This window comes from uncultured Gimesia sp. (assembly GCF_937910335.1).
Classification (GTDB): Bacteria; Planctomycetota; Planctomycetia; order Planctomycetales; family Planctomycetaceae; genus Gimesia.
On sequence record NZ_CALEMX010000441.1, the window covers coordinates 1 to 8555 of the forward strand.

Here is an 8555-nt window from a genome sequence, read left to right on the forward strand (position 1 = left end):
TTTCATGCTATTAGTTCCGAACCAAAACGCTTTCGGGACACCCACTAGCTATCGCGTAGAATCCCTGCTTGTGGGTCGGTGGTGTCGACGGTCTTTTCGATTGTTTTTCCTGCCACTATTTTTTCTACCACGAAAATCACGAAACGCTCTGACGGGAGGACAGGTGAGTGCTCGGCTACTTATTAGATGGGAGATCTCCGGGTTTATTTATGAGGTGGACTTATATGATTTTGATGCTTTGGTTTTCTATTCGATGTTTGCCAGCTGTGACTAGTGCCGCTCCGCACAGGCTGATTCTGATGGCGGTTGCTTTGACAGTGAGTCATTTTCTTGAGGGGCGTGGGGGTGTCAAGATTCTTTTGTTGCGCGATGGATGGTTGAACGTGGTTGATGAGTGGTTGAACGGTGTCCCAAAGCGGATGATAAGCGACCGAACGCGTTCGATAAGTGGTGATCATCGGGAACGACTTCAAAAGATGCTGACCTCCACTTTGCTGAAACGAGAGATTTTTAAGGTGTTGTTTTTGAATCACTTGATTTATTGGCAGTGGATATTTCTCTCACTCGCGCGCGACGCTTATAACGCATATTCGAGAAAGGCGAGAGGCTGTCAAGGCCTGTTTTTTCAGTATCAAACTGTGGATGGGTCTTTGAATGAAACGTGATGAAACAATTCCTGTTTTGAATTGTGAAAAGATTTCAAGTGAGCATGAAAGAACACTGGTTGTTCATGTTTTAAGATGTGGGTCGGTGTGTATAATCCGAGACGTATTGAACGACAGCTTATTTCATGGGAGTAAGAATGTTTGAATGGTTGAGCAGTCCTGAAGCCTGGATCGCACTCGCGACGTTAACGTCTCTCGAGATCGTGTTGGGCATTGATAACATCATTTTCATTTCCATTCTTGTCGGACGACTTCCTGAAAAACAAAGGGATATTGCCCGCAGGCTGGGTCTGAGCCTGGCGATGATCGCACGGCTCGTTTTGCTGTTTTCCATTTCCTGGGTGATGGGGTTGAAAGAACCCTGGTTTATATTGATGGAGCGTGCGTTTTCGGGTCGCGATCTGATTCTGATTGGTGGTGGCCTGTTTTTGCTGGCGAAAGCCACGCATGAAATTCATAACAGCCTGGAAGGTGTGGCTCATGAAGATACGCAAAGCTCCGCAGCGGTGGCGAGTTTTGGATCGGTGCTGGTCCAAATTGGGGTGCTGGATATTATTTTTTCTTTGGATTCAGTGATTACCGCCGTTGGTTTATCTGATCAGATTGCGGTCATGTCGATTGCGATTATCCTCTCGGTGGCCGTCATGCTGTTTGCGGCGAAGTCGATCGGCGATTTTGTTGATGCCCATCCCACGATTAAAATTCTGGCGCTTTCCTTTTTGATCATGGTTGGCATGACACTCATGGTGGAAGGCTTTGGAGTTCATGTCCCCAAGGGATACATTTACTTTGCGATGGCATTCTCCGTCGCCGTGGAAATGATCAACTTACGGGTGCGTAAAAACCAGGCGGAAGCGATTCGGCTTCGCAAGCAAATGAAAGAGAGTGAGACCAGTTAGCCGATCTCACTCTGCTCTCGATGAATCAACTGTCAAACTCATGAACCTCTATGGGGTTTGAACCGTGGGTTCGTTGTCGTTCCATTTGACTTTGGGAAGGGATTGAGTGACTTTCCCCGTCGCCGCCCATTCGGTGCCTCTTTGCAGGGTGATTTGAAAGCCGGTGCCCTGCAAGGCAACGGTATCGTGGCCTAATGTCGTGTGGAATACGCGTCCTTTGCCATAGTCGATGGTCATCATAATGGGTTCATGTTCGCCGGTTCCTCTGTGATCTGGTTCGGAATAAGCGGTTGCCAGCACGGTTACATTTTCTGCAGGGCCGCGGAGTTTTCCATACACTTCATCCGCGGGATGCATCCACTCCAGTGGCAGTCCATTTACAATCGGATGTTCCGACTTTCGCACCTTCACGACGACTGGGATTTTTGTACCATGCGTTCCGCCTCGTCCGACGGAGGTATCTCTGGTCCATTTTTTCTCGCGCAAGCGGAGCATGGGTCCGGATGTTTCATCACGACCGCCCCAGCCGCCGACAGCGATCATTTTATTATAAGCGGGCCAATCGGAAAACGAATTGTCTGCTGCATGCACGACCACAAAACTGCCGCCCGAAGAGACGTATTGATCGAAGTCTTCTTTGACATCTTCGGGCCAGCTTTCCCCATTGTAGTTGCTGACTACGACATCATACTGTTTAAAATCAGGTCGCCACTTTTTCCAGAGCGCCGCCGATCTCTGATTGATCGCAGCTGCAGCCGCTTCCCAATCCTTGATCTGATTCTCATATTGTTTCTGTTGTGCTTCTGTCAATTTACCCGCTGGTTTACGGGGCTTTCGTGGTGCGCTGGGAGGCGTGGTGGAAACTTCGACTTCGAATCGGTTGGAATTTTCCAGGATTTTTTTGAGCAGAGGAGTTGTCTCTTGCCATTTATGATTGTTCTGCCCATCAATGAGCAAGACAGAGAGCTTTTCGCCAGACTTGTCTGCTGCCAGAGAAAACACCGGACAGATTAGCAGGAGCATGAACAATGAGAGTATTGATGAAAGGGATAATGGCTTCAACGGATTTCTCCTCTGAACTGATTGTCAAAATCGATGGATATAGGCAGGGACGGTCGTCTCCAATACATCTACATTAAACTAACGGGTCGTTCCAGCCAAGTCACTCAAAAACTCTCTTTTTATTTCCGGCATGAATCCTCAATAAATTATCATACTTAACAAATGGCGACTTCCGTTTTGGTAGTGAATGTAATTGGCCCTGTTTCGATTGGGAACGACTCTTATAATGTGTTTCAATGAATTCGCATGGAATCGTCCTGATCGTCAAAAGAAAGCAAGCCCTTATGAAGCAGGTTGCCATCATAACTGGCGGGAGCCGAGGAATTGGCCGGGTGAAAAGACGGGTTCCAATAAAGCGGGAAGGAACTGCAAAAGAGGTTGCCAACGCGATTTTGTGGTTGCTTTCTGAGGAAGCATCTTACACAACGGAGGCTTCATCGATATTGCCGGCGGGCGATAAAAAAGCAGAGGGACCCGATGGGAGTTCCTCTGCTTTTCAATTTCTGGTTGTCGCTTTAAAAGACTAAAGTGTCTTTTCGCCCTTCTTCCAGTTACAGGGAACATTTTCGCCTGTCTGGAGGGCATCGAGGACACGCAAAACTTCTTCTACATTGCGTCCTACACTCAAGCTATGAATGGCTAGCCACTGGCAATTGCCTTCGGGATCGATCAGGAAAATACCACGCAGTGCAATTCCCATTTCTTCTTTTAGAACACCATAATCCTTAGAAAGCTGATGTGTACCATCGGCCAACATGGGATATTTTAAATCAGCCAGTTGAGGATCTGCATCGCACCATCCTTTATGCGAAAACTTGCTGTCGGTACTGGCAGTCAGAACCTGACAGTTACGACTTTCGAATTCACCCAGTGAATCGTTAAACGAAACTAATTCCGTAGGACAAACAAAAGTGAAATCCAAAGGATAGAAAAACAGGCAAACCCATTTGCCTTTATAGTCTGCCAGTTTGTAATCCTTGAATGAATCGCTAGTACGATCATAACCTTGCAAAGCAAAATCAGGAGCTGGCTGCATTACTTGAACTGTCATTAGTCTTTACTTACCTTCAAAATATGAGTGGAAAATTGATTTTGTAAAAACGAGGCGGGTTAATCGCTTTGGAAATCAACCCGCATCGTGAGCGTCTTGTTTTATAGGCCGGCTTTGATCATGGCCAGTGAACCGGGTGATTTTTCAGCATCTTTCCCCTGAGTTCCGAAGGCGGTCAGATACAGATTGCCATCTTTATCAAAAGCGATGGCGGCTGGCTTGTCGAGTGAGACAATTTTTTCGGCAGTTACTTTATCGCCGGCAATTTTCAATTCGTACAATCCACCCTTTTTGGTATCGATCCAGGAAAAATCTGTAGCATACAGCTTTTTAGTTTTGGGGCTGTAAGCCAGGCCAGCGATATCGCTCAGGCCGGTTTTCAGGCTCTTGGTGAGTTTTCCTGTTTTGGGATCGTAGAATGTCAGTAGGGCATCATTGGCAACGTTCATTTCACCCATCTGGGCAATGACCAGTTGTTTTCCATCAGGGGAAAATGTGATGGCAACGGGAGCATCGACTTTCGTTGCTTCCTTGGTGGCGATTGTCAGTTCCAGCGGACCGGCTTTGCCGTCTTTTACGACAGACTTGGCAACCCAGCCTTTGGTATCATCGCCGTTACAGGTGACGAAAATGTTTCCGCCACCGACGGCTACTCCGTAAAAGTTGCCTTCGCCCTTGGCTGTTTTGGGGCCCGCTTTAATGGGTCCTAGAGTTTGAGCGGCTGTATCTTCTTTGGCCCATTTTGCAACAGGCTTGTCACCAACTTTATAGATGCGAACTAATTCTGAGCCATCGGGACGGCTGCCGTCTCCAACGACCAGTTGATCCTTACCGAGAAATGCCACGCCCAACGGACCTACGTTGTATTTGGGTCCTTTACCGTAAACGTCGGTAGGATAGCCGGCAATTTCCAGATCCACGGTTTTGCCTTTGGCATCGTAACGGTAAATGCCATAACGGCTGGCAACAAACACATGCCCTGTGCCATCCTGAATTGCCAGACCACTGGGATTTTCCAGATTGGTCACTAGCGTTTTGACAGTCACAGCGGGCTTTTTAGGTGCTTCTTTTTTGGGTTCTACTTTTTTAGCAGCAGGTTTGGCTGCCGGTTTTTTGGCATCTTTCTTGGGGGCTTCTTTTTTCTTAGGCGCTTCTTTTTTAGGAGCCTCTTTTTTGGTTTCTTTTTTCGCATCGCCTTTTTTATCACCTTTTTCATCGGCGACTAGAAGACTGCTTCCCAGTGTCAGGCATAATGCGGTCAGGCAGCATGCACTTGCTTTAAAGATTTGATGTAAATTCCATTGCATGGTGTTCATCTTCCTTTGAAAAGGGGATTTTCAATTGTGTATTTCGTCTTGTGACTATTTGTTTCTCGAACAACTGTCGAGAACTTATTTGGGTAATTCGGGTGCTTTATGATCTGGGTACTTTGTACTGGCCAGGCCTTCTTTCATAAAGGTGACCACATCATCTATTTCTTGTGGCGTTAATTTCAGCGGGAAAATTTCTTCGTCAAGGAACTCGTTGGAAGTGCCTCCTTTATTATAGTATTCTACGACCTCTTTCAAAGTCTTCAGGCTTCCATCGTGCATATATGGTGCAGATCGGGCGATATCCCGCAGGCCTGGTGTTTTGAAGCTGCCGTGATCGCCGCCGAGTTTACTAATGGCTTTTCGCCCTGTATCTGGTTGCTTCGCATTCATGCCTACGCCGAGATTATGAAACGCATTGTCAGTAAAGTTTGGTCCTACGTGACAGGCGCTGCAGGATGCTTTCCCAAAATACAACTTCATTCCGCGTTGTGCTGATTCGGAAAGCGCTTTTTTATCACCCGCTTTGAAATGGTCATAAGGGGCATCGCCACTCAGAATGGTTCGCTCGAAAGTGGCAAGCGTCTTGGCAAGTGTATCTGGAGTCGCCTCAGAACCGAATATCTTCTGGAACTGTTGCTTATAACCGGGAATCGCATTAATCCGAGCAATCGCTTCTTTGATGGTCAGATTCATTTCAATCGGATTGGCAATAGGTCCTAATGCCTGATCTTCTAACGAAGCAGCGCGGCCATCCCAGAATTGAAATTGATTGTAAGAAGCATTAATGAGAGCCGGCGAGCTGCGGCCCCCTTTTTGACCTTTGAAACCGGTCGCAAACCGGGCTCCATTGCTGTACCCTTTTACTGGTACATGACAACTGGCACACGAAATCGTGTTATCCCGTGAGAGACGTTTGTCGAAGAAGAGTTGTTTCCCCAGCGCGATTTTTTCCTTAGTGGCTGGGTTATCCTCGGGAAAGGGAATCGGATCTAAACCAGCGGGAACTTTGATCACAGGTTCCTCCGCCTGCAGCATCGAAACGCTGAGACTGATGAATATGCTCAAAACAAAACCTGCTGTAATCACCTGAGCTATCAATCGATACTTTCCAAGAGTCATCATTTCTCCTCACAAATGCTATTCTCATTACACTAAATGTCTGGCAAGGAACCTGTTTCAGCGAATGTCTAAACCGTTCTGCAGATTGTGTACTTACACTCAACTGTCTTGAAACAGAAAAGCTGCCTTAACTGCTTATTTTTAGTCACTGAGCGCAGGACTGCAAGTCACTACTAAGCCTGTTTTGCGTTGAAAGTGAGAATTTCACACGTTTTATGGCGAAAAAGGGGCAGAGATACTCAGCCTGTAGCAGCAGACTTCAGCGATGCCGATTCCAGGAAACCGCCAACGGAATCATGGCAAAGGGCGTCACGGCCAGCAGGAAAGCCGAGGAAAGAATAAACCTGTCAATGATTTGGTCTGTTTTCCAGAAATTCCAAAACAACAATGACACAAAAACAGAGAACAGAAATGCAATCCAGACGGTGCTCGAGGGGATCAGTGATTTTCTACGAGCCATATAAAATGCAGTAACCGTAGCAATCAGGATGAAGCATGCCAGAAACAATGCGATACCCAGATCTACGACTGGTACAAGTGATCGAGGAATGAGATTGAGCACAGCAATACTGCTCATAATGGCTCCAAAAAACAGGGCCGCTATCGTCGCGCAAAACATTTTGCGCCCTGTCCAAAGTACAGAGACACAATTCGCAATCACCGCCCAATAGGCCATCAGAATGAGAACACCAGTCACTAAACTCCGTTTGGCATCTTGATTGTCAAACCATACCCATGTGTTTCTGATGTTATCAAATCCGTAATACAAAGCTGCGAGGAAATTGCTGAGCAGGACACTGATCAGTACCACCAACAGTAATGCCAGACTGATACACTTGATTAAATTACGCATTAAAACGGAAGAGAAAGCACGGTCTGAAAGGGGAGACACCGCCAGATAGCGTTTCATTTCCGTCATGTTTTTGGAATTCAGCCCTTGTCCCAGAGCCATCATAACGACGGTCGCTGCTAAAATGGAAAACATCGCCGGAACTGCGATTATGTTTTCGTTTACATTCTGATTTTTAAATCCGAATGTCGCCTGATGTGAAAAGAAAAACAGATTCGCTACCAGACCCCCAACTCCGAGGCAGACCGCTACTATGAGAGCGACGTAACAGGAATCGCGCCAATGCAGACGGGCCAGCGCGCTGGATTTTGAAATGGAGACATACTTTTCCGCTCTCAATGACCCGGTGGTCAATTGATTCAACCAGGCTTCCATGCGTGTCCATTGCAGGCTGGGAACCGCGGTTCCGCGGCGTACACTGGAAAAGGAACGGGTTCCCATAAACCAGGCGCTGATCCAGACGGCCTGCATGGTGACCAATTCTGAAAGTGTGACATGATTCCAGGGAACAGTCCGCTGTTCAATTCCATGAGGATGGTAACGTAAGATGAACCACCAGAACATCGCGATCACAAAACCGACCCAAAACAGGAGTCGCCCGAAACCGATCGCATGCAGATTCCAGAAAATACAATGCCCGACCATGATAAGCGTCACTAAAAACAAAGTTGGACCCAAGAGCGGCCAATAATCGCTCAGCCAGTTTTGATCAAAAAAAGCAATGCGGTAAAGCCCGTTAGTCACCAGATTGAGGAGTACAACGATCCCGACAGTGACAAACATTAACGCACTGGAAATTGACGCTGAAGAAACCGGGAGACCGAAGATGACTTTTTGTGAGCCTTGCAAAGCATGCAAACAGACTGCGATAAATAAAATCCACGATACGCCCAGAAAAGCAAAGTGAAAACTAAAAGGCATCACAGGATCATCGCCTATGGAGCCTTCGACGAATCGTATCAACTCGATCAATGAGAGTGGTCCTAACACTAACAGGCAGACCGCAAATAACGCCACAAGCCAGGCGCGCTTGCAAAATACTTTTGTTACCACGTACAAGGTATATGACATAGGTCTTATCCCATTCTCATGAAATCAAATCTGCTTGTTTGAGGCATAGCCACTTCTTCGAACTTTTTTAAACGGTTAGTAAAGTCATCAACGATGCCGATTCCAGGGCAGCGCCAGGGGAATCGTGGCGAAAGGTGTTACAATCAGAGTTAAAAATGATATAAAAAACAGTACCATGAACCACGATGGTGCATGCTGTGAATTTTGTAGATGCTGCAAATACCAGATGACGACTGAAAAAACGCAGACCAACCAGAGCAGACAGGCAATCCCTGCGGTAGATACTTGGATCCGTTTTCTTTGACAGGCAACCACAAACGCGGTCAATGTTCCCCCAAGTAATAGGCACGACATCATTAGAGGTATTCCAATCTCAAAGAACCATAGAACTATAAATCTTGGAAATAGCAAATGCCCGGAATTACCAAATCCGAACAGGAGTATTAAACCACCAAAAAATAATCCAAGCACTGTATACCGATATTTCCCATTTGGGTTGAGCCAGGAATCGATCCAGGCTCGAAT

General features: G+C 46.8%; 6 protein-coding genes and 2 pseudogenes. 2 read left to right on the forward strand and 6 right to left on the reverse strand.

What is annotated here, in order from left to right; translation table 11 throughout:
• Positions 1-802: 802 nt before the first annotated feature.
• The gene (locus tag Q0668_RS17410; protein WP_298866935.1) at positions 803-1564 is read left to right on the forward strand and encodes a TerC family protein; all 762 of its coding nucleotides are present in this window, start codon (positions 803-805) and stop codon (positions 1562-1564) included.
• Positions 1565-1612: 48 nt separating this feature from the next.
• On the opposite strand, the gene Q0668_RS17415 is transcribed toward Q0668_RS17410, so the two are convergent.
• A complete protein-coding gene (locus tag Q0668_RS17415; RefSeq protein WP_298866937.1) occupies positions 1613-2626 on the reverse strand; it encodes a ThuA domain-containing protein in 1014 nt (337 codons plus the stop codon).
• Between the two features lie 323 nt (positions 2627-2949).
• Between Q0668_RS17415 and Q0668_RS25940 the strand changes: the two are divergent.
• Positions 2950-3086: pseudogene (locus Q0668_RS25940) on the forward strand (SDR family oxidoreductase); the annotation flags it as partial.
• A gap of 63 nt (positions 3087-3149) precedes the next feature.
• Here Q0668_RS25940 and Q0668_RS17425 read toward each other — a convergent pair.
• The 5 genes and pseudogenes from Q0668_RS17425 to Q0668_RS17445 form a co-directional block, all read right to left on the reverse strand.
• Positions 3150-3677: a peroxiredoxin gene (locus tag Q0668_RS17425; protein WP_298866941.1), complete on the reverse strand. Its 528-nt coding sequence runs from the start codon at positions 3675-3677 to the stop codon at positions 3150-3152.
• Positions 3678-3778: 101 nt separating this feature from the next.
• On the reverse strand, positions 3779-4984 hold the full coding sequence (locus tag Q0668_RS17430) for a hypothetical protein (protein ID WP_298866943.1): 1206 nt from the start codon (positions 4982-4984) through the stop codon (positions 3779-3781).
• Positions 4985-5068: 84 nt separating this feature from the next.
• Positions 5069-6112, reverse strand: a complete 1044-nt coding sequence (locus Q0668_RS17435) for a cytochrome c peroxidase (protein ID WP_298866945.1) — start codon at positions 6110-6112, stop codon at positions 5069-5071.
• 256 nt (positions 6113-6368) lie between these two features.
• The gene (locus Q0668_RS17440; protein WP_298866947.1) at positions 6369-8030 is read right to left on the reverse strand and encodes a hypothetical protein; all 1662 of its coding nucleotides are present in this window, start codon (positions 8028-8030) and stop codon (positions 6369-6371) included.
• An 87-nt stretch (positions 8031-8117) separates the two neighbouring features.
• Positions 8118-8555, reverse strand: a pseudogene (locus Q0668_RS17445) (hypothetical protein); the annotation flags it as partial.

Coding starts and splice junctions, on each gene's coding strand:
- Q0668_RS17410 (WP_298866935.1), top strand. CDS start 803: ATGTTTGAATGGTTGAGCAGTCCTGAAGCCTGGATCGCACTCGCGACG.
- Q0668_RS17425 (WP_298866941.1), bottom strand. CDS start 3,677: ATGACAGTTCAAGTAATGCAGCCAGCTCCTGATTTTGCTTTGCAAGGT.
- Q0668_RS17430 (WP_298866943.1), bottom strand. CDS start 4,984: ATGCAATGGAATTTACATCAAATCTTTAAAGCAAGTGCATGCTGCCTG.
- Q0668_RS17435 (WP_298866945.1), bottom strand. CDS start 6,112: ATGATGACTCTTGGAAAGTATCGATTGATAGCTCAGGTGATTACAGCA.
- Q0668_RS17440 (WP_298866947.1), bottom strand. CDS start 8,030: ATGTCATATACCTTGTACGTGGTAACAAAAGTATTTTGCAAGCGCGCC.